Consider the following 24166-nt stretch of genomic DNA (forward strand, 5'->3'; position numbering starts at 1 on the left):
CGGGGAACCACCGTTGGCCCATGAATTCAATAGCCCACAAGTATACAATCAGCGCCATGCGGGTTATAGGGCTGCGTCAGGTTGTCTACCCTGTGACACCAGCGGCCGTTCGGGACAGCGCTCCGGAATCGTCGCCTCACGAACTCATTGCAGGAGTACGTTTCATGATCGTCGTTACCGGCGGGGCCGGCTTTATTGGCGCCAATCTGGTCAAGGCACTCAATGCACGCGGCCGCGAGGATATTGTTGTCGTTGACGACATGACCGATGGCACGAAGTTTCGCAATCTGGCCGACTGCCAGATCCAGGACTATCTCGACAAGGATGATTTCCTTGAGCGGGTGCGGCGCGACGCTCGCCTGCCGCGCATCGAGGCCATCTTCCACGAGGGCGCCTGTTCGGCCACCACCGAGTGGAACGGCAGGTACATGCTGGAGAACAATTTCGAGTACTCGAAGGTGCTGCTGGAGTACTGCCAGATTCACCAGATCCCCTTTCTCTATGCCTCCTCGGCGGCGACCTACGGCGGCAGTGAAGTCTTCGTGGAAGCACGCGAGCATGAAAAACCGCTTAACGTGTATGGCTATTCCAAGCTGTTGTTCGATCAGTACGTGCGGGCGCGCTGGGAACAGCTGACCACCCAGGTGGTGGGCTTTCGCTACTTCAACGTCTATGGCCCGCGCGAGCAGCACAAGGGCTCGATGGCAAGCGTTGCTTTCCACCACTACACCCAGGTCATGAGCGGCGAAAATCCAAAGCTGTTTGGCGCATACGACGGCTATGAGGCCGGCATGCAGAGCCGGGACTTCATCCATGTCGATGACGTGGTGGATGTAAACCTGTGGTTTCTCGATAACCCGGATAAATCCGGCATCTTTAATCTGGGCACCGGGCGCGCCGAGCCCTTCAGGACGATTGCCGAGACCGTGATCGAGATGACCGGACGCGGCGAGATCGATTACATCGATTTCCCCGAGCATCTCAAGGGGCGCTATCAGAGCTATACCTGCGCCGATATCACGCGACTGCGTGAGGCGGGCTATGACCGCGAGTTCCGTGGCCTGGCCCGGGGCGTTCGTGACTACATGCACGCACTTGGCGTGACCGGGAACCACGGTTCGTGAGTGATTCGTCACAAGGCAGTGCCCAGGGCGAGCGCATTCTGGTCGTCGGCCCCTCATGGGTCGGTGACATGGTCATGGCGCAAAGTCTTTTCATAACGCTGAAAACACATGATCCCGACTGTGTGATCGATGTCATGGGACCGAAGTGGTCGGCGCCGATGCTGGATCGCATGCCGCAGGTGCGCCGCGCCATCGTGCTGGAGACCGGCCACGGTGAGACCGGACTGCGTACGCGCTGGCGACTGGGGCGTTCGCTGAAGGGGGAATATGATCGGGCGATCGTGCTGCCGCGTTCGCTCAAGTCGGCGCTGGTGCCGTTTTTTGCCGGCATTCCCCGGCGAGTCGGCTTTACCGGCGAGCAGCGCTACGTGGTACTGACCGAGCGGCGAGCGCTCGACAAGGCGGTGCTGGATCAGACCGTCAAGCGCTTTGTCGCGCTGGGATTGCCGGTCGAGGGCACGTCAGACGCCATTCCCGAGCCGCATCTGCAGGTGGACACTGCCCGTCAGCAGGTCCTCAGGCAGGAACACGGGCTGGATCGACCGCTGATTGCCATGATGCCGGGTGCCGAATACGGCCCGGCCAAGCAGTGGCCGCTGGCGTATTTTCGCCAGGTCGCCGAGGCGGTCATCAAGCGCGGCTATCAGGTCATCGTACTGGGCGGACCAAAGGATCGTGACGCCGGGGAAGCGATCAGTCAGGGGCTCGAGGGAGCGATCAATCTGTGTGGTCAGACCACGCTGACGGACGCCGTCGATCTGCTGGGCGCCTGTGAGCAGGCAGTCAGCAACGACTCGGGGCTGATGCACGTGGCCGCCGCCGTCGGCACCCATGTGCAGGCGATCTACGGTTCCTCCACGCCCAATTACACCCCACCCCTGACGGCGGCGCGGGATATCCACTGGCTCAATCTGTCCTGTTCGCCGTGCTTTGAGCGCACCTGTCCGCTGGGGCATACGCGCTGTCTCAACGATCTTGCGCCCTCGCAGGTCATCGAGACGCTGGCCCTTGACTGACTGACTGACTGACTGACTGACTGACCCGCCGTCAGCGGCTGATGGCCAGCAGCCGGGCGCCCAGGGCGATGAAGACGGTGCCCATGAGACGATCCATCCACTGCGCCAGGCGCTGTCGCCGGCGCAGCCAGCTCGACAATCGCGCGCTCCCCAGGATAATGGCGATCTCGATCGGGATCGCCACGGCCACCGTCAATGTGCCCAGAAGCAGCAGCTGCGTTGCAACCGGACCTGCATCAGGTCTCACGAACTGCGGCAGAAAGGCCATGAAAAAAAGCGCCGTCTTGGGGTTTAACAGATCCACCAGCACGCCCTGGCGAAAGGCGCCCCACGCACCGGTCGAACGCACGCCGGCGGTGGGCGGCTGAAACTGGCTGCCGGCGCTGCGTATCGCCTGCACGCCGAGATGGAAGAGATAAAGCGCCCCCACCACCTTGATGATGGTGAAGGCCGAGGCAGACGCCATGACAATGGCCGACAACCCGAGTGCCGCCGCCAGCACGTGCACCATGGCACCGCACCAGAGGCCTGCGCCGGCCGCCAGCCCTTCACGGCGCCCCCCGCTGGCGCTTTTGGCCATGAGATAAAGCATGTCCGGTCCCGGCGTCAGATTGATCATCAGCGCCGCGCCCAGAAAAAGCCCCCAGTAGGTGATATCCAGGGCCGCCTCCTTTGATGGCCCCTGGGCGGGGCCGAGCTGCGTTGATCTGCGCGTCAGTCGTGGCGGTCACTGTCCAGGGCCTGATCACCGGCATGGCGCTCAAGGGCCAGCTCGATCAGGCGCGTGACCAGCGCCGGGTAACTCAAGCCGCTGGCCTGCCAGAGCTTTGGATACATGCTGATGCGGGTAAAGCCGGGCAGGGTGTTGACCTCATTGATGATCACCCGGTTGTCCGACGTGAGGAACACGTCCACGCGTGCCAGGCCCGCGCATTCAAGGGTTCTGAAGGCGCTAAGGGCAATACGGCGAATCTCGTCGCTGACGGTGGCGTCGATATCGGCCGGTACGGCCACGGCGGCACCAGCGTCGTTGATGTACTTGGTGTCGTAGGAGTAGAAACCGTCATCGTTGATCACGACCTCGCCGCATACACTCGCCCTGGGATCATCATTGCCGAGAATCGCGCATTCGATCTCGCGCCCCTTGATGGCGGATTCGACCAGCACCTTGTGGTCAAATGAGAGCGCCAGATCCAGCGCCTTGCGAAGCTCCTGGGCGCTGGTCACCCGACTGACGCCCACCGAGGAGCCCTGGTTGGCCGGTTTGACAAACAGCGGCGTGCCCAGCTCTTCGTGCAGGGTGTCAAAGTCGGCGCTGGCCGCGCTCCTGCGGGTGAAGGTGACAAAGGGGGCCACGGCAAGGCCTGCATCGCGCAGCAGACGCTTGGTGACATCCTTGTCCATGCTCACCGCTGAGCCCAGCACACCGCTGCCGACAAAGGGCAGGTTGGCCATGCGCAAAAGCCCCTGCAGCGAGCCGTCTTCTCCAAGCGTGCCGTGCACGATGGGGAAGACCACATCCAGCTGCTCAAGGGCCCCTTGCTGATCGGGCTCGATCAGCTGGGCGCGCTCGCGCCCGGGCATGACGGCCAGATCACGCTGTGAGTGATGCAGGGCAATACGTGCAGGGTCATCGGCATTGTCCAGGTAGCGATCGGCGTCATTGACGTGCCACTGCCCCTTTTTGTCGATGCCGATCAGCGTGACATCAAAGCGTTCGCGATCCAGGGCGTCAACGATATTGCGGGCAGACTGCAGCGATACCTCATGCTCGGCCGACTTGCCGCCAAAGATGACCCCAACCCTGATTTTTTCCATGACCACTCCCGATAGGCCTGCGTCTTCAATAATGCGCGCATGATGCCACGTTCATGCACTGCTGTGCGTGTTCCGCCTGCGCGAAGTTATCTGTCCGTGTTACCCAAAAGCTGCGCATACAGAATGCGGTAGTGACTTGCCATGCTTTCGGGGGTAAAGGCTTCAAGGCGCTGGCACGCTCCGCGGGTCAGGCGCGCGCCGCGGGCGGGGTCGTCCTTGAGCGCCAGCACGGCGTCATGCAGGGCATTGGCATCATTGGGCGCAATCAGCACGCCGCTGTCATCATCGATGACGATATCGGGAATGCCGTCCACGTTGCTGGCAATGATCGGCACCTCGGCATCCATGACATCCAGCAGCGTCGAGCCCAGGCCCTCGTTGCGCGAAGGGAAGACGAACAGGTCCATCGCGGCAAGGTAGTCGCCCACGTTGGACTGAAAGCCTTCCCAGACCACGTTGTCGAGTCCCTCGCTTTCACGCTTGAAGCGCGCTTCGTCCTCGCCGCTGCCCAGCATCAGGAACACGATGTCGGGATGGGTGTCGGCCAGTCGGCGCGCGGTCTCGATGATCAGGCTCTGCCCCTTGTGACGATCCACCAGTGCACCCACATGACCGATCACATAGCGTCCTTCAAAGCGATGGCGCAGCGTCTCGACCACGGTCATGTTGCGGGTAAAGTGCGACAGGGCACTGGGGATGCGCGTGACCGGACACCAGTGGCGCGCCTTGAGGTGCGCCTCGATGGGCGAGGAAATCGCCACCGCCGTGGCCGCGCCCCCGTAGGTCCGACGATTGAACCACTTGTTCTTGACCGGCTGCGGCACGCGACGGGTCAGAATGTAGGGCGTGTCATGAAGTTTTGCATGCAGCCAGGCCCAGTGAACGGCGCGGGCCTCATGGGCATGGACCAGATCCACCGGCGGCATGCGCCGGTGGCCGGCCCACATCTGATCGGCAGTCACAATGCCCAGATCTTCGACATCGGACAGTGCCTGGCGCAGGGGGGAGTCCTGGCGACACACCAGCGTCTGAGTGATGTCGTGGGCGGCCAGCTGCTCGATCAGCAGCTGGGTCTGGCGTTCGCCGCCGCGAAAGTTTCGCGCCAGATTGACGTGACAGATATGCAAGGAATCACTCACCTGTAAAGGAATCGATGGGCCAAGGGTGGCGCATGAAGGGGCAGCAGGGCCAGTGATGATGCAACAGGGCGGCGCCGACAGGGGTATTCCGGCCCTCGACGCCGGGAAGGAAAACTACCAGACCTGGTTGAAGTCCTCGCGCTCACGCACCTGCGGGTCGCGCTGAAATTCCAGAAGCTTTGCATATTTCAGGTAGGCGTTGACGCCTGCCGACAGCGAGACTGACAGGCCATCCAGCCCCGCCATAAAACCCCGCTGAAACAGATATTTGCGAACGAAGGCGTTGGCACCGTGAATCAACGGTGAGCAGGCGTTCACTTTCTTGCCCTTCAGATACATGATCTTGGCGGCGCGGCTAGAGAAGCGCCCGCCGGCCTTGGTGAACAGCTCGGCCAGATTGGCAAAGGAATAGTGCTCAATATCGGCTTCCAGGCGCGCGGGATGCTGTGCCTGAACGCTCGAATGCTGACGCGACTCGGAAAAGGCCGTGCGCTCGCGGTCAAAAAGCCGGAGGCAATAATCGGGATACCAGCCGCAGCGCTTCACCCAGCGTGAGCCAATGAAATTGCGCCGGCGCAGGGCAAAGGCGTCATGGTCGGTGGTGTCCAGTGGCAGCGCCTGCAGGGCCGCCACGGCCTCGTCGGTCAGGCGCTCATCGGCGTCCAGCGACAGTACCCAGCGATGGGTGGCGGCCTTCGGCCCCACGTTTTTCTGCGGACCATCGCCGAGATAGGGCTGCTCGATCACCCGGGCACCCACGGCCCGGGCACGGGCGCAGGTGTCATCACTGGAGCCCGAGTCCACCACGATCAGCTCATCACACACCCGTCCCAGCGAGGCCAGGCAGGCCTCGATGTTCGCCGCTTCGTTGAGCGTGATCACCACACCGGTGATCGGCGTGCGTGCGCTCGCTGCCATGCTCATGGCTGCCCCTCGGCGCTATCCGGGGTGCTGGTATCACGGGTTGTCGGGTCAACGCTGTCATCAATGGCCGGGCCATCGTTCTGGTCACGCAGGGTGGCGGCCTCACGGGCCTCGGGGACCGGCGTTGCCGGCTCGCCCATGAGTGCCTGGCTGTCGGCGGCTGAAGAATGCAGCGCGGCAGTCTGATCGGCATCGGTGGCAATATCGATGCCGACGCTGGCAATCAGCAGTACCGGCATCAGAAGCACCAGACTCCAGACCGGGAACGTGATGCGCCGTGCGCGCGCCAGGATGCGCCAGGAGAGCCATAGCTCGATCAGTGCGATCAGGATGACAACGCCACCGGTGATGGCCCACTGCATGGTGGACAGCGCGGGCTTGTCATCGCCGGACAGATCCACCAGATGTTCACCGGTGGCACTGAAGATCTGGGTATCCATCCAGATCGCGCTCAGCCCCAGTGTGCCCAGCACAGCGCACGGCCAGATCAGCATGCGCCGCTTCAAAAAGAGCGACAGCAGTGCCGGCAGTAGCCATAGCACCACGGCCAGCGTGCCAAAGCCGCCCAGCCAGGCGCAGACCAGCCAGACGATGCCCAGCGGCTCCTGAGGCATCTGGACCATCGGCAGATAGCGCAGCGAGAGCAGCCAGACGAATGCCAGGTTGAAGAGGGCAAAAAAGGCGGTAGCGCGCAGTCGAAAGCGCAGGGAATCTTCACTTGAACGAGGCATGATCTAACTCGATTGGTATCCGTGGTTGATGAGGGCCATGAGCGCCCTGGCCTGCCCGGGGGCGAACTTTTCCAGAGAACGCTCAAGGCGTGCAAGATTACCTGCCTGCCAGCGCCCGGGGGGGCGCAGTTGACAGCGGTCCAGATCGATCAGCCAGGGGGCATCCTGATCATCGATCAAAATGTTACGGGCATTGAGGTCAACGTGGTCGAGCCCGACGTCATGGAAGCGACGGATCATGCGACCGCAGGCGGTCAGCAGGGCGTCATGGTGCTTCGAGGCCTGCGGCGTCTGCACCAGTGAGGCCAGCGGACGAGCGCCATCAATGCGTCGGGTGATGAGCGCCGCCTGATAGAATAGTCCCGGTGGACCGGTGCGCCAGGCACAGGCGCCAATCGGTTCGGGCACCGGCAGTCCACGATCAAAAAGGTCTGCCAGCAGGCGGCATTCGCGAAAGGCGCGGTTGTGCTCGAGCCCTGTCCAGACATAATGCTCGGCGCTCAAGCGCGCCACAAGGCCGCCGCGACGATAATGACGCAGCACCCACGCCTGATCACCTGCCTGCACGAAGAGGCTTTCACCGCGGCCCGGCGCCTGACCGGTGATGGCATCACGCGCTTCCCACCATGTTTTGGTGAAGTGTTCAGGCGTCAGTGCCGGCTGGCCGGTTTGTGGGGCCGTTTGAGCATCATATAGAATGTGCGCATTCGCTTTTCGGGACGTAATCATCCGCATGAAGCATCCTTTGCCCGCGCAACCCGCGCATATCTGTGTATTGCGGCTATCCGCCCTTGGCGATGTCTGCAACCTCGTGCCGACCGTTCGCGCGTTGCAGCGCCATTGGCCCGACGCCCGAATCACCTGGATCATCGGCCGGGCGGAGCACAGTCTACTGGCCGGCCTCTCCGGGGTCGAGTTCATGGTGTATGACAAGTCCACCGGGCTTGCCGGCATGCGCAGGCTGTGGCGCGAGCTGCGTGACACACCCTTTGACGTGCTGCTGCACATGCAGCAGTCCATTCGCGCCAGCATGCTTTCGCTGGGGCTCAAGGCGCGCGTGCGCATGGGTTATGATCGCGCCCGCGCCAAGGACTGGCAGACCTGGTTTACCAACCGCCAGCTAACGCCCCATCCGCACGCCCATGTGCTTGAGTCGTTCATGGATTTTGCCCGCGAAATGGGCGTGTCCGATGACCGGCTCGAGTGGGATATTCCGCTGCCGGATGCTGCCCGCGAGGAAGCCCGGCAGTTGCTGGAAGGGCGGCCGGCGCTGGTGATCAGCCCATGTGCCAGCCCGCGGCTTCGCAACTTTCGCAACTGGTCGGCCGAAGGGTATGCGGCCGTGATCGAACACGCCTGGCGTCACCACGGTCTGACCACCTTTCTGACCGGCGGCACCAGTGCCCAGGAGCGTGAGATGTGTGAGCGCATTGCCGCCGGTGTCAGCGAGGCATCATTGGTCAATCTGCTGGGGCGCACCTCGCTCAAGGGGCTTTTGGCCATCATTGACCAGGCGCGCATGGTGATTGCGCCCGATTCCGGGCCGGTCCACATGGCCAATGCCATGAATACGCCGGTTTTGGGGCTTTTTGCCACCACCAACCCCGAGCGCGCCGCTCCCTGGTGCTGGCGCGAGCACGTCGTCAATCGCTATCCCGATGCCGTGGCCACCTATCTGCACAAGTCACCGGACGAGATTGTCTGGGGCACCCGCGTACGCCATGAGGATGCGATGTCACTGATTACCTTTGATGATGTCATCAATCGGCTTGATGAACTGCTGGCACTGACTGCCGACCATACAAGGGCTACCGGGAGTGAGCGTCATGATGTTTGATCCTGCCATGCTGGGCAGTGCCCGGGTCACGGTAGTCGGCGATGTCATGCTTGATCGCTACTGGCATGGCCCCACCTCGCGCATCTCTCCGGAGGCCCCGGTGCCGGTGGTGCGCGTCGATGACAGCGAGGATCGTCCGGGCGGGGCAGCCAACGTGGCGCTCAATATCGCTGCACTGGGCGCGCAGGTCACGCTCTCCGGGCTGATCGGCTGCGACGACAACGCCACCATTCTTGACGATCTGCTGGCCCGGGCCGGCATCGCCTCGCGCTTTCAGCGCAGCGACGAGATTCCCACCATCACCAAGCTGCGCGTGATGAGCCGTAACCAGCAGTTGATCCGGCTGGATTTCGAATCCTCGCTCGAGGGTGTCAATACCGATGCCATGATGGATCAGGTCAGCGAAGCGCTCGGTGATACCGATCTGATGATCCTTTCCGACTATGGCAAGGGAACGCTGTCACAGGTGCAGGCCTTGATTGCGGCCGGCCGCCGGGCCGGCAAGCGGGTCCTGATCGATCCCAAGGGCATCGATTTTCACCGCTATCGCGGGGCCAGCATCATCACCCCCAACCTGAGCGAGTTCGAGACCGTGGTGGGGCGCTGTCACAGCGATGAGGAGCTTAACGCGCGCGGGGAGGCCCTGCGTGCGGAGCTCGATCTCGAGGCGCTTTTGATTACCCGCAGCGAGCGTGGCATGACGCTGATTCGAGCAGGTCATGCGCCGCTGCATCTGCCGACCCGCGCGCAGGAGGTCTTTGATGTGACCGGCGCCGGCGACACGGTGATCGGTGTGCTGGGCGTTGCGCTGGCGGCCGGCCACAGCCTGCCGGATGCCATGGCGCTGGCCAATCTGGCAGCCGGGCTGGTGGTGGCCAAGCCCGGCACTGCCACGGTCTCGATCGATGAAATCGAGGCAGCCCTGAGCGCGGATCATGGCGCTGCGGCCGGCCATGGCGTGATCGAGGCCGACACGCTGATGACGGCCGTACGTGCGGCACAGGCGCGCGGTGAGCGGATTGTCATGACCAACGGCTGCTTTGATCTGCTTCATGCCGGTCACGTCAGCTATCTTGAACAGGCCCGCGCACAGGGCGATCGACTGATCGTGGCCGTTAACGATGATGCCTCGGTCACCCGCCTCAAGGGTGAGGGGCGTCCGATCACGCCGCTTGCGCATCGTATGGCGGTGCTGGCCGGGCTGCGCGCCGTGGACTGGGTGGTGGCCTTTGGCGAGGACACGCCGGCCGCACTGATCGCAAACGTGCTGCCGGATGTGCTGGTCAAGGGTGGCGATTACCGCATCGAGGAGATTGCCGGCGGTGAGGCGGTCATGGCCAACGGTGGCGAGGTGCGGGTGCTGGGCTTTGAGGAAGGCCTGTCCACTACCGGTACCATCAGTGCGATTGTCTCGCGCACTGCGCGCCGCAACGAACAGGAGTAGATCGCCCCGTGGGACGACGTCTCTATTCTGCGCTTTTGTATGCGCTCTCGCCGCTGATCTGGCGTCGCCTGCGCCGTGAGCATCTACCCGATCGACCGCGCGGCGAGCGACTGGGGCGCATTTCGAGCTATCAGGATGAGCGGGTGCTGTGGGTCCATGCCGCATCAGTAGGGGAGGTGATCACCGCCCGACCGCTGATTCGCTCGCTGATTGATGACTATCCCGAACATCGGGTCATCGTCACTACCATGACGGCCACCGGCGCCCGCCAGGTGCAGACGCTGTTCGGGGATCTGGTGACGCATCATTTCGTGGCGCTGGACTTTCCCGGTGCCACCCGGCGCTTCGTGCAGCGACTGAATCCTGAAATTGCCATCATCGTTGAAACCGAAATCTGGCCCAATCTGATCCACGCCTGCGCCATGGCCGGCGTGCCGGTCGCCGTGGTCAATGCGCGTATTACCGAGCGCGGCTTTGCCCGCTATCAGCGCTTTCCGAAGCTGATGGGACAGGCGATCCGACGGCTGGCCTGGGTAGGCGCCAAGTCCGCCGAAGATGGCAAGCGCTTTCGTGCGCTGGGCGTGTCGGCCCGGCGTCTTAACGTGACCGGGGCGCTCAAGTATGACCTGCATCTGGATGAGGCCGTGTTCGAGGCCGCCGATGCGTTGCGCGAGACCATCGGCCCTCGGCCGGTCTGGGTGGCGGGCTCCACCCATGAAGGCGAGGAAGTGCAGCTTCTGGAAGCGCATGCGCGCGTGCTGGCACGCTTTCCCGATGCCCTGTTGATTCTGGTACCGCGTCATCCCCAGCGCTTTGATGAGGTGGCCGAACTCTGCTCCGATCAGGGCATGAGCGTTGCTCGACGAAGCGATGACGCCGTCGTCGAGCCTGGCACGCAGGTGTATCTGGGCGACACCATGGGAGAGCTGATGATGCTTTACGCCATTGGTGATATCGCCTTTGTGGGCGGCTCGCTGGTGGATATCGGCGGGCATAATCTGCTGGAGCCGGCGGCGCTCGGGATGGCAGTGGTCAGCGGGCCGTCACTGTCGAGCCTCGGTGATGTGGCAGCAACCCTGGAAGAGGCGAATGCCCGGATAGAGGTGAGCAGTGGCGCCATGCTGGGCGAAACGCTGGTCACCCTGCTGCTTGATGACGTGCGCCGTGACACGCTGGGTCGCAATGCCTGGGCGGTTGTGGAGGCCAATCGGGGGGCGCTGAAGCATACGCGTGATTATCTGGGACGCTTGATCCGGGCGCGTGAGCTGCATGAGCCCTGGCCGCTGATGGATGATCAGCCGCCAGGTAGCCAGCGCTAGTGCTTCAGGCCTGACGCCTGGCGCCAGCCATGCTGTCGGGCGTGGCGATCGAGGTACTCGCTCAGACGTGCCCGGGTTTCGCTCATCGGGCGACCGGGTTCCAGGATGGTCGTGCGGCACATGAGCGTGTACTGGTGCCGCTCTACATTGAACCAGACACTCAGCAACGGCCTGACCGTTTCGCTCTGGGCCAGTTCAAAATACAGGGAGTGGTCTACGCCTCTGACACGCACACCTTCAATGTCGAGCGAGTCATGAAAGTCGACCAGAGCCCGGCGCAACTGGTGCAAGGGGGCTGGTGTTCGCGTTGGCGTTGAAGAACCACTTTTCTGCATCATGCTGAACCCTCTTTTTTTATCATGACAAGTGCGAAATGAAGACGCCTGAAAGCCTTTGATGCTCAGCAATGTCATGACACTTCCATAACATGTCCGATCAGCAGGAGTAACCAGATAGCCCTGATAGCCCTGATAGCCCTTTATTGATGCAGCGTAGCCGTGGCGCGCAGATAATAGTGAGAAAGCAGAGTAATATTCTGCAGCTAAAGTGTGATCGAATGTTGTTCGATGGAAATGAACCGTGAGTTACAGGTAACTCACGGCCAAAGAGCGCATTTAGCGTGAGGGAGACAGACGTTGAACGCCGTCGGGCGTGCCCAGCAGCAGCAGATCGGCGCCGCGATGAGCGAACAGACCGTTGGTGACGACCCCGGCAATCTGGTTGATGCGCGTTTCCAGATCACGGGCGTTATCGATCAGCTGGTCATAGAGGTCGATGATCTGATTGCCGTTGTCGGTCACGACCCCCTGGCGGTAGACGGGGCTGAATCCCAGGTTGACCATCTGGCGTGCCACGTAGGAACGTGCCATGGGAATGACTTCGATGGGCAGTGGAAAGCCGCCCAGCTGGCTGACCCATTTGGAGCGGTCGGCAATGCAGATGAACCGTGATGAACAGGCCGCCACGATCTTCTCACGCGTCAGGGCCGCACCGCCGCCCTTGATCATGGCGAAATCGGGATTGATCTCATCAGCGCCATCGACATAGACGCTCAGCGCGCCGGTCTGATTGAGATCAAGTACCTCGATACCCACGGCCTGCAGTCGGCGTTCGGTTTCCGTGGAGCTTGCCACGGCGCCGGCAAACTCGTCACGCAGCGGTGCCAGTGCTTCGATAAAAAGATTGACGGTCGAGCCCGACCCCACGCCCAGCACGGTATCACGGCGCAACGTCGAACGTATTTCCTGCACTGCTGCCTGCGCCACTGCCTGCTTGAGCGCTGACTGGTCCTGGGATGTCATGGTGTCTCCGAATCTGATGATGTTCTACAGCGGCCCATCAAGCGTATCATGGATACCTCAGTGGACACTGTCGACCGTTACATGGGCTTTTCCCGCCTCGCAGCCGGCATGTTTCACGTGAAACATCAGGTGGGCATGTTGTGTAACCCAGTGTCCTGCAGCGCCGCCCTCAAGTCACTGCCCAGGATATGAGAATGCTGGAAGCCTACGCCAAAAGAATCCTCCAGGCCCGCGTGTATGAAGCGGCTGTTGAAACGCCCATCTCAGCCATGCCGCAGCTTTCCAAACGCTTTGACAATAATATTCTGCTCAAGCGCGAGGATCTGCAGCCGGTTTATTCCTTCAAGATTCGCGGCGCCTATAACTGCATGGCGCAGCTTGATGAGGCCCAGCGTGCCAAAGGGGTGATCACTGCCTCGGCGGGTAATCATGCCCAGGGCGTGTCAATGGCCGCCAAACGCATGGGCATTCACGCCACCATTGTCATGCCGCGCATTACGCCCGAGATCAAGGTGGCTGCTGCGCGTGCCCGCGGCGCGAAGGTGGTGCTCAAGGGCGATGCCTTCAATGACGCGCTGTTACATGCCCAGACACTGATGCAGGAGCATGGCTATACCTGGATTCCGCCCTTTGATCATCCGGATGTGATCGCAGGCCAGGGGACCGTGGCCATGGAAATCCTGCGCCAGCACCAGGGCCCGATCAATGCCGTTTTCGTGCCGGTGGGCGGCGGCGGGCTGCTGGCCGGCATGGCCGCCTACATCAAGTACCTGCGACCGGACATCAGGGTGATCGGGGTGGAGCCCGAGGATGCGGCCTGCCTCAAGGCGGCCCTGGCGGCGGGAGAGCGAGTCACGCTGGATCAGGTTGGCGTGTTTGCCGAGGGCGTGGCCGTGGCGCAGATCGGTGAAGCGCCGTTCGAGATCCTGCGCCATCACGTTGATGAAGTGATCACCGTCAATACCGATGAGATGTGTGCCGCGGTCAAGGATATCTTCGAGGATACCCGTGCCGTGTCGGAGACGTCCGGAGCGCTATCGCTGGCCGGGCTCAAGAAGTACGTTCAGCGTGAGGGCGCGCAGGGCAGAACACTGATCGCCATCAATTCAGGTGCCAATCTCAACTTTGACCGTTTGCAGCATATTGCCGAGCGCACCGAGCTGGGCGAGCAGCGCGAGGCAATTTTTGCCGTCACCATCCCCGAGCGTCCCGGCAGCTTCAAGGCGTTTTGCAAGGCGCTGGGCCGTCGCATGGTGACCGAGTTCAACTACCGCTATGCCGATGCCGGACAGGCCCACATTTTCGTGGGCGTGCAGGTACAGCCCGGTGGCGAGGACAGGCTGGAAGTCGCCCGAAGGCTTGAGGCGGCAGGTTACAGCGTTGAGGATCTGACCGACAACGAGCTGGCCAAACTGCATATTCGCCATCTCGGGGGCGGGCGGCCGCAGGAACCCTTCAGCGAGCGGCTCTATCGCTTTGAATTCCCGGAGCGTCCGGGCGCGCTCATGAACTTTTTGAACCATCTGCCCGGGGGCTGGAACATCTCGCTGTTTCACTATCGCAACCACGGTGCCGCCTATGGTCGGGTATTGATCGGCATGCAGGTGCCGGAAGCAGACTGCGCCACACTCGAGCAGCGTCTGGACGAGATCGGCTATCGTTACTGGCATGAAACCGATAATCCGGCCTACCGGCTCTTCATGTCCTGACACCGGCGCCTTCTGAAACGCGATGTCACACGTTGTGGCCTATTAAAATGCAACAGTGTGTAATGTCGGGACGCACGTTATTGTGCTGATTCAGCGGTGCCACTATGATGGCGCCGCTGCGACTTTTTCGTGTCGCTCCCTCATACGTTTTCTGTTTTTTTACGGAGCAGTAATGAGACGTAAACCCGATCTGGTCTTTACCCTGGTACTCATTCTTGGATTTGGCGTGGTGGCGACAGGCTATGCCCAGAGTGTCATGGGGTATTAACCGTATGTTGATCGGGTAAGGGGCAGTCAGGCGATAGCGCAAGACGTCAGACAAAGCGTCGGGCAACAGGACAGCATAAAAAAACGCATCCAAAAGGATGCGTTTTTTTATGCCAGTGACGATGCACGCCACGTCAGTATCAGGCACGGGCAGTGTGCGGTCGCAGCACTCGCTGGTCACTGACGATCATGTCGAGATTCACATCCCATGGCTGATGCGGCAGGCGCTCGACCTGCTGACAGGCGTGCGCCACACCCACCAGCGTCGGGCGTGGGCCGTGCGCCTCGGCGGCAAAGGCGAGGGTGCGATCATAAAAGCCGCCGCCCATGCCCAGCCGGTGGCCCTGTTCGTCAAAGCCCACCAGCGGCATCAATACGACATCCAGTGCCCAGGGCGCGATGCGGCGAACGCGGTCACCACTCTGGCGCAGATCCGGCTCCGTGATATTGAAGCGGTTAAGCACCAGACGGGTGTCAAAGCGCCAGTGCACGAACCACAGGCGGTTTTCCACCAGCGGTCGCAATACCGGCAGATAGACCCGAGCGCCGCGCTGATGCAGCCAGTCCACCAGTGGTGTTGGATCGATCTCACCATTTTCGGGTAGATAGAGGGCCACGTGACGTGCCCGACGCAGCTCAGTTTGCTGCATCAGCTGACGCGTCAGAGCCATCGACGCCAGATACTGGTCACGATGACCCAGCGCACGGCGTCGCTGACGCAGCGTGCGTCGCAGCGCTCGGCGATCATCGCAGGCTGGCAGTGCCGTCGTGTTCTGACGTACATGATGGGATAACAGGGAGTGAGAAAAACGTCGCCGGGGGCGAGGCGTGCGCTGTGACAGCACACGTGGTCTGCGTGAACGCGGCTGATCCGCGGGGAGTGCGCAGCGCACTGACATGAGGGTTCTCCAGAATGCCGCTGTTGTTCTGGCCCTGAACCTACTGGTTCAAGGTGGGTGACCGCAAGCGGACCATCAGGCTTTCCGTCGCGCGGACATGCACACAGGCCCACTTATAGTGGTCCCCTGGGTACTGCGCATAGGCTCGAGGGACTTCAACAACTGGCGAACACCCCAGAGAACAACTTGATTCTAACAGATATCCCGGGGGGCTGCGCTACCCTGTCGTCGGCGATGTTGTCCAGCGCGCTCAGGAAGTACGGTTACGCTCCAGCGCCTTTTGCAGACGCGCGTCGAGTCCGGCAAGCCTTTCTTCGAGTTCCTGACGACGGCGGGTTTCGTGGCGCAGCTCATGGGTAATGTTGAGTCCCGCCATCATGGCCACCTTGTCGACGCTGATGGTACGCCCCCGGGTCTGGATGCCGGTCATGGCCTGATCGAAATAGCGCGCGGCTTCGTGCAGCGCTTCTTCTTCGCCCGGGGCGCAGCTGACAACGAAATTCTGACCCATCAGGGTGATTTCGGCGGTCTGACGAGGACCTTGCGGCATGACATCACTTCCGATATGGGCCAACCTCTGGCCGTTACGCTAAGATGGTGGGCAGCCATGCATGGCGTGCTGCCCGACAGTGCAGCTGGCAGGCGAGCCGTGTCGCTGCGCTTGCAGCACCACTATAGAGAGACGGCCGGGGGCGGTCAACGCGCCGCCCCCGGCCGCGAGTTCATGATTCCCGCCACGGGAACGATCAGCCAAGGGATGCAGTATGCCGTCCGGTGATAACGCCCTCGATTTCGCCACCATCAGCGATATTTTTCTTGCCCATGGCAGCCTGCAGTCGCCGGCCTTCTTTGACGGCTATCTGTGCGCACGACTGGCGCTTGAAGACATCAGCGCCGAGGACTGGCTGGGTTTGATCTGTGCCGCGCTGGGCGTGGAAGAACCCGCCACCCGTGAAGATGGCGAGCAGCTGCTGGCATGGCGTGTCCTGGCAAAGGAGCGCCTGGATGCCCAGGAGATGAGCTTTGAGCCGCTGCTGCCTGATGAGCTTTTCTCGCTGGCAGAGCGTGCGCAGTCGCTGGCGCTGTGGTGTCAGGGTTTTCACGAGGTGGCCGGTGAGGTTGACCATGAGCAGCGCAAGACGTGGTCGACGCCGCTTCAGGAAGGCGTGGCCGATATCGAGCAGCTGTCACAGATCGATGCCGATATCGAAGAGAGCAGTGAAAACGAAAACGATCTGTTTGCCCTGACCGAGCATGCCCGAATGACGGCGCTGATGCTGTATGTCGAGCAGCATCCGGGACAGCCGGACGTTGAAAAGCCGGCGCAGTCGTTTGAAGAGGGCATGAACGAAGCGGGCCTGAATGACGAAGGCAACGGCGCGACACGCCACTGACAGGCAACTATCAGCACCGGGTATGCGCTGGAGAAAAACGCCATCAACAGGCCGGTAACGGGAGACAGGATACAGTGACACAGGCAGGGCAAGGCATGCCGGCACCCATCGATGTCGAGGAGTATCGACGCCGTCGTGAACGGCTGATGGCCAGCGTTGCACCGGACAGCGCCATTCTCGTGCCGGCCGCCGGACTTTCGGTGCGCAACCACGACAGCGACTACCCGTTTCGCCAGAGCAGTAACTTTCACTATCTCTGCGGCTTTCCCGAACCCGATGCCTGGCTGGTGCTGCTGCCCGGTCGGGAAGCCGGCGAAAGCGTACTGTTCTGTCAGCCTCGCGACCCGGCGGCCGAGACCTGGACCGGCAGGCGGGTTGGTCCGCGCCGGGCAGTTAAAGCCTATGGGGTGGACGAGGCCTGGTCGCTGGAAGCGCGCGACGAGCAGCTGCTGACACTGCTGGAAGGGCGCAGAACCCTTTACCTGCCGCTGGACAATGACGCGGCGCTGTCGCTGGCAGGTCAAATGCGTGATTGTCTCAAGGCCCGCGAGCGCCGCGGACCGCCGGCGCCATCAAGCTACGCTGATATTGACGAGATTCTCCACGAGCAGCGTCTGATCAAGTCCGAGGCTGAACTTGCCCTGATGCGCCATGCCGGCGAGATTACCGCCCGCGCGCACGTTCGCGCCATGCAGTGCGTACGCCCCGGCATGTTTGAGTATCAGTTGCAGGCCATCATTGAACACGCCTTTGCCATGGAAGGGGCGCGCGCGCCGGCCTATGGCACCATCGTGGGCAGCGGTGCCAACGCCTGTATCCTCCACTACATGGAAAATGACGCAGTGATGGCTGCCGGCGATCTGGTACTGATCGATGCCGGCGCCGAATATGGCCTGTATGCCGGTGACATTACCCGGACCTTCCCTGTCAGTGGCCGCTTTAGTGAACCGCAGCGTCAGCTTTATGAGATCGTGCTGGGCGCCCAGCAACGCGCGCTTCGTGCCGTGCGTCCCGGGGCCACACTCGAGAGCATTCATGACGGGGTTGTTCGTGACCTGACAGCGGGCCTTGTGGCGCTTGGTCTCGTGGAAGGGCCGGTCGAAACCGCCATCGAACAGGGCCACTACAAGCGCTTTTACCTGCACGGCACGTCTCACTGGCTGGGGCTTGATGTACATGATGTGGGGCGCTATCGGGTAGACGGTGCCTCGCGGGCACTTGTGCCCGGCATGGTGCTGACCGTCGAACCCGGGCTCTATATCCCCGATGATCCCGACATTGCCGAGCAGTGGCGCGGTATCGGCATTCGCATTGAAGACAACGTGGTCGTCACGGCCGAGGGGCGTGATGTGCTGACCGAGGGTGTACCCAAACGGGTACGGGAGATCGAGGCACTAATGGCGCAGGGACACGCATGAGCGATATCTCGGTAGACATTGCCATTATCGGCGGCGGGCTGGTGGGTGCCAGCCTGGCCGTGGCGCTGGCCCCCCTGATCGAGCGCTATCGGCTCAAAGTGGCCGTGATCGAGGCCAGCGAGCTGGGCGCCCGGGGCGCCCAGCCCAGCTTTGACGAGCGCTCCAGTGCCATTGCCTATGGCTCAAGGGCCCACTTTGAATCGCTGGGCATCTGGTCGCAGCTGGCCACCCGCGCTGCGCCCATTCACGACATCGAGGTCAGTCAGCGTGGGGCGCTGGGGCGCACCCATCTGTCGTGTCAGGAAGTGGGCACGCCCTCACTGGGCTATGTTCTGCCCAATGCCTTTCTCGGACAGGTGCTGCATGAGCGCCTGTCACATATGCCCATCGACTGGCATTGTCCGGCGCGGGTCGAGACCATTACACCGGCGGTCAGTGGTCATCAGCTGGTGTTGAGCACAGGCGTTGTCCTGCATGCCGGGCTGACCGTACTGGCTGATGGCGGGCGCTCGGGTCTCAAGGCCTCACTGGGCATTGAAACCGACCGCCATGACTATGAGCAGCATGCCCTGATCGCCAACATCGAGACGGCGCACGAACATCACGGCTGGGCATTCGAGCGCTTTACCCACGAGGGAGCAATGGCACTGCTGCCGTTGATGCAGCGGCGCATGGCACTGATCTGGACGCGCCCGCCGGAGAAGATCGATGCCACCATGGCGTTGAGTGATGACGCCTTCCTGCAGATGCTGCAGGGACGCATGGGGGCGCGTCTCGGGCGCTTTCAGCGCGTGGGCACACGCCACGTGTATCCCCTGTCGATGTCCCGGGCCCGCGAGCAGAGTCGGCCGCATCTGGCAGTGCTGGGCAATGCCGCCCATGCCATTCATCCGGTGGCCGGGCAGGGCTTCAATCTGGCGCTGCGCGGCGTAATGGATCTGAGTGCGGCCATCGAGGCTGCGCTGGATGCCGGGCGGGCGCCGGGTGAAGCACTGACCATGGCGGATTTCGAACAGCGTCGTCAGCGCGACCGGGATCTGATCATGCAGGCCAGCGATACGCTGGTGCGCCTCTTTGGTCTCGAGCTGCCCGGCATCTCCGGCGCCCGCGGCGCTGCACTGGGACTTTTCAATCTTGCCACGCCGCTCAAGCGCGCCCTGATTCGCCGTGCCATGGGCCTGGGCCGCCATTAATCAGGCCACGTGGCGGCAATGACCGGCCAATGGAGTACTTCATGACGTTTGATACCGCACGGTTTGACATGGTCATCGTCGGCGCGGGCCTGGTAGGCGCCACGCTGGCCCTGGCGCTGGGTCGACAGGGGCATGCCGTGGCCCTGCTCGATGGTGGCGACATTGTGCCCTGCTGGCAGGCAGAAAATATTGATGCACGTGTCAGCGCCATTACGCCGGCCTCACAACAGCTTTTCACCACGCTGGGTGTCTGGCCGGGCATTGTGCGTCGTCGTATCAGTCCTTACGGCCATATGGCGGTCTGGGACGGCGAGGGGACCGGTCAGATCGCGTTCAGCGCCGCCGAAGTCGGCAGCGATGTGCTGGGCCATATCATTGAAAATGGCGTCATCCGCGATGCACTGCTGGAGGCGCTGAGCGAATGCGCAAGCGTGACGCTCCTGCCGCATGCGCGGGTAACGGCGCTTTCGGGTGCTGAGCACCAGGGGCGTACCATCACGCTGGAGGATGGTCGCACTCTGGCTGCCGAACTGGTCATCGGGGCCGATGGCGCCCGCTCGCAGATTCGCGCGCTCTCCGGACTGGGCCACCGTGAATATGCCACCGGCCAGCGTGCCGTGGTCGCCACGGTATGGCATGAACACGATCATGAGGCGACAGCGCGTCAGCGGTTCATGGGCACCGGGCCGCTGGCCTTTTTACCCCTGAGCATTGATGGACAGCAGAAGGCGTCCTCCATTGTCTGGTCGGCCGATACAGCGCTTGCCGATGATCTGATGGGCATGGAAGACGACGCCTTCATGCGCGCGCTTGAGTCAGGTTTTGAACATCATCTGGGACGTATCGAGCGCATCAGCAAACGTTATGACTTTGCGCTGGTACAGCGCCATGCCAGGCGCTATGTCGATGACAGCCTGGCCCTGGTAGGCGATGCCGCCCACAACATCCATCCGCTGGCCGGGCAGGGCGTCAATCTGGGCCTGATGGATATTGCGGTACTTGCCGAGGAGCTTGAACGCGCCAAAAGGCGCGGTGCGCCGGTGGGCGATATCCGCATTCTGTCGCGCTACGCGCGTCGACGCCGGGGCGATAACACGGTCATGCTGATGGCCATGGATGCCTTTCGCATCGGGTTTGGTACCTCCTGGCCGCTGGTACGCGTCCTGCGCAATCAGGGGCTGACCACGACCGGTCGCTGGCCCTGGGCGCGTCGTCTGCTGATCCAGCAGGCGATGGGTCAGCGCAGTGATTTACCCCGTGCCATGCACGTAAGCGCGGTCTGACAAAATGACTGCCTGATCGACAGGCGGTCATGTTTCACGTGGCACAAAAAAGGCCCGCCGATGGGCGGGCCTTTTGGATTAGCGTGCGGCAATCTTACATGCCGGACTGGGTATTGCTGGGCATGGTGTCATTGTTGCTGTCGATACCACCGCCCGGAGAGGTGCCTGTGCTGCCACCGTTGCCGGTACCCGTCGGGGTCTCGCTGGCGCCGGGCTGGGTCGACATGCTGCCGCCGCCGCTCTGCGAAGCGCCGCTACCCTGTGACATGCCGCTCTGGCCGGACTGTGACATACCGCTCTGGCCGCCCTGCGAGGCGCCGCTGTTTTCAGGCGCACCGCCGGAGGAGGAACAGCCTGCTGCCAGCATAATGGCAGCGGCCAGCGCGCCCATCGTCATTCCTTTCTTCATGTGTACTACTCCCTGTCAAGGCGGATGGCGTTGTTACGTTGCCTCATCAGCGTAGACGCTTTTTACTGATCCGTGGAAGCCGGTGCGTTATCGGTGCCCGTACTGTCATCGGTTGATGCCGTGTCGTCCGTCGCTGAAGGCGCCTCGTGCCGGCGCATGCCGGGCTGTTGAAACACGTTGATGCCACGCAATAAATTGAGCGCCTCGCCCAGTTGATAGTCGTCGGCGGCAATGGGGGAGTCGGGCAGCTGCTCTTGCTCGCGCTCGCCACGGGCATTTTGCAGGTGCCCGCGCAGGTTGGCCTCGCGAATTTCAAACCCGCTCTTTTCGAGCTCCAGCCGACCGCGCTGCACCGTGACATCCGGGGCAATGCCCTCGGCCTGAATGGAGCGCCCGCCCGGGGTGTAGTAAAGCGCAGTGGTCAGCTTGATACCGGTATTGTCATCCAGCGGCATGACCGACTGTACCGAGCCCTTGCCGAAACTTTCGGTGCCCAGAATCACGGCGCGATGATGGTCCTGCAGGGCGCCGGCCACGATCTCGGCGGCCGAGGCGCTGCCGCCATTGATCAACACGACCATGGGCGTTTTGGGCAGGGCCGTGTCGGCGTGCGCCTCAAACGTCAGGTCCGAGTCCTGCAGGCGTCCTTTGGTGTAGACCACCAGGCCGCTGTCGAGGAACAGATCCGATACGCTGACGGCACCGTCCAGCAGGCCGCCGGGGTTGTTGCGCAGATCCAGAATCACGCCGGACAGGCCGTCATCACCTGCCTCCTTTTGCAGCGCCTGGATGGCCTCACTGGTCTCCTGGGCCGTGTTTTCCTGGAACTGGCTGATGCGCAGGTAGCCATAGCCCGGTGACAGCATGCGCGAACTAACGCTGGCGGCCTGAATATTGGCACGCTCAAGGCTGACCTCCACCGGCGCGTCTTCCCCTTCGCGCAGCAGGGTCAGCTCGATGCTGCTGCCGGGTTCACCACGCATCATGCCGACAGCTTCCTCCAGCGACATGCCATCCGTGCTCTTGCCATCGATCTCGATAATCAGATCACGTGGCTGAAGGCCGGCCTTTGAGGCCGGTGTATTGTCGATCGGCGAGATTACCATCAGCTGGTTATTTTCCTGGCCGACCTCAATGCCGATGCCGCCGAACTCACCCTCGGTCATCTCATGGAGCGTGCGAAAGGCGTCCTCGTCGAGATAGTTCGAGTGAGGGTCGAGCCCTTCCAGCATGCCGCGCATGGCGTTGCGCAACAGCGTACGATCATCAACGTCATCGACGTAGGCCTGCTTGATGCGTTCAAAGACCTGCGCCAGCGCCTGAATGTCTTCCAGCGGCAGGCCCTGGGGCAGTTCATCACCGCTGGCATCGCTGGACGCAGCCTCTCCGGAGGGCGTGTCTGGCGCGTCCTGCGGCGCGCTGTCGGGCGTGGCCGCCTCGGTGGTCGGTTCGGCGGCAGTGGCCGGCAGCGTCAGCAGCAGGGCTGATGACAGGGCAAGTGTTGTGGCGACATGGCGCAGCAACATGCAAACTCCTTCAGCGGATGACACGGGCGATAACGCGCCCGATACCTTCAATGGGTGAAGCGTACGCCATGCTAGCGTGACGCCAGCCAGCTCTGCGGATTGATGGCCTTGCCGCCGCGGCGTACCTCAAAATACAGCGCCGGGCGCGAGAGGCCGCCGGTGTCTCCGACATAGCCCAGTGTCGCACCGCGTTCGACACGATCTCCTGCCGCCACGGCCAGACGTTGCTGGTGAGCATAAAGTGACAGTATGCCACCATGATCGATGATCACCAGATAACCAAATCCGCGCATCCAGTCGGCAAACACGACCTGACCTTTCGAGGCAGCGTAAATCGGCGTGCCTGCGGGTGCGCCAATCACGACGCCGTTCTTGTTCAGGCCGTCACCGCTGCCGTAGCTTGATATTACCGAGCCGTTGACCGGCCATCGGGAACTGCGCGCGCCGCTGGCGCTCTGATGCGTTACCGTCTGGCGTGCTTCGGCGTGCCGCTCGGCTGCCGGGTCGGTGCGTCGGGTAGGCACGCTCTGGGCGTTGTCAGGGCGGGCGCTCATTTCGTCGCTGCTCAACCCGTCATCCTGCGGTCTGGTGTCCTTGCGCGCCTGGGTTTGTCTTTTGGTCTCCCGGGCCTGACGCTCGCGTTCGGCCTGTTCGCGCGCCTGGCGCTGCTCGCGGGCACGTGTCAGCTCTCGTTCGATACGGCTGACCATCTTTTCGGCCTCGGCACGATCGGATTCAAGCCCCTGCAGGTTGCGCTGGCCGCTCTGATAGCGCGCTTCCAGCCGTGCCAGCGCCGTTTCACGTTCCTGTCGCTGTTCATCGAGCGTCTGCTGGCGGGCTTTCAGCTCGTCCTGCAATTGATCCAGGGTGTGTTGCTGCTCAAGGGTCTGGGCGCGGTTGTCCTGAAGCTGCGTGTTGAGGGATTCAAGACGCGCGAGCTGCTCGGCGCGAGCCTCGTTGAGTCGGTTGAGATAGTGCTGGAAACGATCGATCTCGCCGGGGTCCTGATTATCCAGCAAGAGCTTCAGGCGCGGCTGCTCGCCCAGCTTGTACAGGGCTCTGACCTGCTCGGCGAGCGCCTTTTGCTGCGCATCACGCTGTACGGTCAGGGTCTGCTGGCGTTCATCAAGGGCTTCCAGCGCATCGGTGGTTTCATTGCGAGCCCGCCCCAGCGTCTCCAGCCGGCGGTGGGTATCGGCCAGCGCCTTTTCGGCCTGCTCGAGCTCTTCCTGAGCGCTGCCGCGCTGGGCATCGGTTTTTTCAAGCTGGCGCTGGGCCTGCTGAATGCTCTGACGAATGTTGTCCAGCTCGGCCTTTGAGGTATCCAGGCTGGCAGCGCCCGAAGGCGCTGCCAGTCCCAGCGTCAATGCCAGCAGCCAAAACCGGCCCGCAGGCCGGTGGAGTGTGAATGACAC

Annotated in this window: 23 protein-coding genes and 1 other RNA gene; 10 read left to right on the forward strand and 14 right to left on the reverse strand. The window is 62.4% G+C overall.

Features of this window, described 5'->3' with window-relative positions; translation table 11 throughout:
- Positions 1 to 164 precede the first annotated feature (164 nt).
- Together rfaD and waaF are read left to right on the forward strand one after the other, a co-directional pair.
- Positions 165 to 1124 (forward strand): ADP-glyceromanno-heptose 6-epimerase, encoded by a 960-nt coding sequence (gene rfaD, locus IE123_RS07905; protein WP_189516858.1) that lies wholly within the window; start codon positions 165 to 167, stop codon positions 1122 to 1124.
- On the forward strand, positions 1121 to 2140 hold the full coding sequence (waaF, locus tag IE123_RS07910) for a lipopolysaccharide heptosyltransferase II (RefSeq protein ID WP_268246940.1): 1020 nt from the start codon (positions 1121 to 1123) through the stop codon (positions 2138 to 2140). The genes rfaD and waaF overlap by 4 nt, the downstream gene beginning before the upstream one ends.
- A 31-nt stretch (positions 2141 to 2171) precedes the next feature.
- Here waaF and IE123_RS07915 read toward each other — a convergent pair whose 3' ends face one another.
- The 6 genes from IE123_RS07915 to IE123_RS07940 form a co-directional block, all read right to left on the reverse strand.
- Entirely contained in the window at positions 2172 to 2759 is a 588-nt protein-coding gene (locus IE123_RS07915; RefSeq protein ID WP_189516860.1) for a LysE family translocator, read from the reverse strand.
- Positions 2760 to 2854: 95 nt separating this feature from the next.
- Positions 2855 to 3958 (reverse strand): D-alanine--D-alanine ligase, encoded by a 1104-nt coding sequence (gene ddlA, locus IE123_RS07920; RefSeq protein ID WP_189516862.1) that lies wholly within the window; start codon positions 3956 to 3958, stop codon positions 2855 to 2857.
- An 86-nt stretch (positions 3959 to 4044) separates the two neighbouring features.
- Positions 4045 to 5085 (reverse strand): glycosyltransferase family 4 protein, encoded by a 1041-nt coding sequence (locus IE123_RS07925; protein WP_189516864.1) that lies wholly within the window; start codon positions 5083 to 5085, stop codon positions 4045 to 4047.
- A 126-nt stretch (positions 5086 to 5211) separates the two neighbouring features.
- Positions 5212 to 6021 carry a glycosyltransferase family 2 protein gene (locus IE123_RS07930; protein WP_189516866.1) on the reverse strand — a complete coding sequence of 270 codons (810 nt, stop codon included), beginning with the start codon at positions 6019 to 6021 and terminating at the stop codon, positions 5212 to 5214.
- Entirely contained in the window at positions 6018 to 6752 is a 735-nt protein-coding gene (locus tag IE123_RS07935; RefSeq protein ID WP_189516868.1) for a DUF3413 domain-containing protein, read from the reverse strand. Before IE123_RS07935 ends, IE123_RS07930 begins: the two co-directional genes overlap by 4 nt.
- Positions 6753 to 6755: 3 nt before the next feature.
- Positions 6756 to 7487, reverse strand: coding sequence for a 3-deoxy-D-manno-octulosonic acid kinase (locus tag IE123_RS07940; protein ID WP_189516870.1), 732 nt, complete (start codon positions 7485 to 7487; stop codon positions 6756 to 6758).
- Between IE123_RS07940 and IE123_RS07945 the strand changes: the two genes are divergently transcribed.
- The 3 genes from IE123_RS07945 to waaA are packed head-to-tail and all read left to right on the forward strand — an operon-like array spanning position 7486 to position 11352.
- The gene (locus IE123_RS07945) at positions 7486 to 8589 is read left to right on the forward strand and encodes a glycosyltransferase family 9 protein (protein WP_189516872.1); all 1104 of its coding nucleotides are present in this window, start codon (positions 7486 to 7488) and stop codon (positions 8587 to 8589) included. The genes IE123_RS07940 and IE123_RS07945 overlap by 2 nt on opposite strands.
- Positions 8579 to 10033 (forward strand): bifunctional D-glycero-beta-D-manno-heptose-7-phosphate kinase/D-glycero-beta-D-manno-heptose 1-phosphate adenylyltransferase HldE, encoded by a 1455-nt coding sequence (gene hldE, locus IE123_RS07950; protein ID WP_189516874.1) that lies wholly within the window; start codon positions 8579 to 8581, stop codon positions 10031 to 10033. Before IE123_RS07945 ends, hldE begins: the two co-directional genes overlap by 11 nt.
- 8 nt (positions 10034 to 10041) lie before the next feature.
- Positions 10042 to 11352, forward strand: a complete 1311-nt coding sequence (gene waaA / locus IE123_RS07955) for a lipid IV(A) 3-deoxy-D-manno-octulosonic acid transferase (protein WP_189516876.1) — start codon at positions 10042 to 10044, stop codon at positions 11350 to 11352.
- On the opposite strand, the gene IE123_RS07960 is transcribed toward waaA, so the two are convergent.
- The gene (locus IE123_RS07960; RefSeq protein WP_189516878.1) at positions 11349 to 11690 is read right to left on the reverse strand and encodes a hypothetical protein; all 342 of its coding nucleotides are present in this window, start codon (positions 11688 to 11690) and stop codon (positions 11349 to 11351) included. The genes waaA and IE123_RS07960 overlap by 4 nt on opposite strands.
- Before the next feature lie 276 nt (positions 11691 to 11966).
- Positions 11967 to 12653 carry a ribose-5-phosphate isomerase RpiA gene (rpiA, locus tag IE123_RS07965; protein WP_189516880.1) on the reverse strand — a complete coding sequence of 229 codons (687 nt, stop codon included), beginning with the start codon at positions 12651 to 12653 and terminating at the stop codon, positions 11967 to 11969.
- Between the two features lie 155 nt (positions 12654 to 12808).
- Here rpiA and ilvA point away from each other — a divergent pair, with 155 nt between their 5' ends.
- Positions 12809 to 14362 (forward strand): threonine ammonia-lyase, biosynthetic, encoded by a 1554-nt coding sequence (ilvA, locus tag IE123_RS07970; RefSeq protein ID WP_268246949.1) that lies wholly within the window; start codon positions 12809 to 12811, stop codon positions 14360 to 14362.
- A 407-nt stretch (positions 14363 to 14769) separates the two neighbouring features.
- On the opposite strand, the gene IE123_RS07975 is transcribed toward ilvA, so the two are convergent.
- From IE123_RS07975 to IE123_RS07985, 3 genes are all read right to left on the reverse strand, one after another.
- Positions 14770 to 15528 carry a 5-formyltetrahydrofolate cyclo-ligase gene (locus IE123_RS07975; protein WP_189516884.1) on the reverse strand — a complete coding sequence of 253 codons (759 nt, stop codon included), beginning with the start codon at positions 15526 to 15528 and terminating at the stop codon, positions 14770 to 14772.
- 2 nt (positions 15529 to 15530) lie between these two features.
- Positions 15531 to 15712, reverse strand: a non-coding RNA gene (gene ssrS, locus IE123_RS07980) — 6S RNA.
- Between the two features lie 66 nt (positions 15713 to 15778).
- Positions 15779 to 16078 (reverse strand): cell division protein ZapA, encoded by a 300-nt coding sequence (locus tag IE123_RS07985; RefSeq protein ID WP_189516886.1) that lies wholly within the window; start codon positions 16076 to 16078, stop codon positions 15779 to 15781.
- A 214-nt stretch (positions 16079 to 16292) separates the two neighbouring features.
- Here IE123_RS07985 and IE123_RS07990 point away from each other — a divergent pair, with 214 nt between their 5' ends.
- The 4 genes from IE123_RS07990 to IE123_RS08005 all read left to right on the forward strand — a co-directional run bounded on the left by IE123_RS07990 (position 16293) and on the right by IE123_RS08005 (position 20816).
- The gene (locus tag IE123_RS07990; RefSeq protein ID WP_189516888.1) at positions 16293 to 16922 is read left to right on the forward strand and encodes a UPF0149 family protein; all 630 of its coding nucleotides are present in this window, start codon (positions 16293 to 16295) and stop codon (positions 16920 to 16922) included.
- A gap of 95 nt (positions 16923 to 17017) precedes the next feature.
- Complete coding sequence (gene pepP, locus IE123_RS07995) at positions 17018 to 18340, forward strand: Xaa-Pro aminopeptidase (RefSeq protein ID WP_189516891.1); 1323 nt, start codon at positions 17018 to 17020, stop codon at positions 18338 to 18340.
- Positions 18337 to 19533 carry a 2-octaprenyl-6-methoxyphenyl hydroxylase gene (gene ubiH, locus IE123_RS08000; protein ID WP_189516893.1) on the forward strand — a complete coding sequence of 399 codons (1197 nt, stop codon included), beginning with the start codon at positions 18337 to 18339 and terminating at the stop codon, positions 19531 to 19533. The genes pepP and ubiH overlap by 4 nt, the downstream gene beginning before the upstream one ends.
- A gap of 41 nt (positions 19534 to 19574) precedes the next feature.
- The gene (locus IE123_RS08005; RefSeq protein ID WP_189516895.1) at positions 19575 to 20816 is read left to right on the forward strand and encodes a UbiH/UbiF/VisC/COQ6 family ubiquinone biosynthesis hydroxylase; all 1242 of its coding nucleotides are present in this window, start codon (positions 19575 to 19577) and stop codon (positions 20814 to 20816) included.
- Between the two features lie 94 nt (positions 20817 to 20910).
- Here IE123_RS08005 and IE123_RS08010 read toward each other — a convergent pair whose 3' ends face one another.
- The 3 genes from IE123_RS08010 to IE123_RS08020 form a co-directional block, all read right to left on the reverse strand.
- Complete coding sequence (locus IE123_RS08010) at positions 20911 to 21225, reverse strand: hypothetical protein (protein ID WP_189516896.1); 315 nt, start codon at positions 21223 to 21225, stop codon at positions 20911 to 20913.
- Between the two features lie 62 nt (positions 21226 to 21287).
- On the reverse strand, positions 21288 to 22751 hold the full coding sequence (locus IE123_RS08015) for a S41 family peptidase (RefSeq protein WP_189516898.1): 1464 nt from the start codon (positions 22749 to 22751) through the stop codon (positions 21288 to 21290).
- Positions 22752 to 22822: 71 nt separating this feature from the next.
- Positions 22823 to 24166: a murein hydrolase activator EnvC family protein gene (locus tag IE123_RS08020; RefSeq protein ID WP_189516900.1), complete on the reverse strand. Its 1344-nt coding sequence runs from the start codon at positions 24164 to 24166 to the stop codon at positions 22823 to 22825.

Source organism: Kushneria pakistanensis (assembly GCF_014652795.1).
GTDB classification, from domain to species: domain Bacteria; phylum Pseudomonadota; class Gammaproteobacteria; order Pseudomonadales; family Halomonadaceae; genus Kushneria; species Kushneria pakistanensis.